The sequence below is a fragment of the Chryseobacterium sp. SIMBA_028 genome (assembly GCF_046535285.1).
GTDB lineage: Bacteria > Bacteroidota > Bacteroidia > Flavobacteriales > Weeksellaceae > Chryseobacterium.
The window spans coordinates 1-249 of sequence record NZ_JAWRWZ010000633.1; the positions used below are offsets into that span (position 1 = coordinate 1).

A 249-nucleotide genomic window follows, 5' to 3' on the forward strand; every position below is an offset into this window, starting at 1 on the left:
GATCACTCCGTCGGCAGTTGAGCGAGTGCTCGGACACCGGCGACGAACTCCTCAGGGCTCAGCCGGAAACGGCTTCCACGAGGTAGTTTCTTTCCTCCACGGAGGTCTTCGTACTTGAAATCGATGAGACTCGAAGGAACAAGGCGTGGCCTGGTGCGGCTGACCCAGGGCCATCGCTCCGGGTCCTCGCCCTCCCGGTAAGCAGCCCATTCGACGTAGTCCTCCGGCAGAAGCTCCGGATCCGTTGTC

The 249-nt window shown here is 61.8% G+C and carries 1 protein-coding gene; it reads right to left on the bottom strand.

Features of this window, described 5'->3' with window-relative positions; translation table 11 throughout:
- Positions 1–2: 2 nt before the first annotated feature.
- A partial coding sequence (locus tag SCA31_RS24765; RefSeq protein ID WP_410699607.1) for a hypothetical protein occupies positions 3–249 on the bottom strand: 247 nt, incomplete at its 5' end.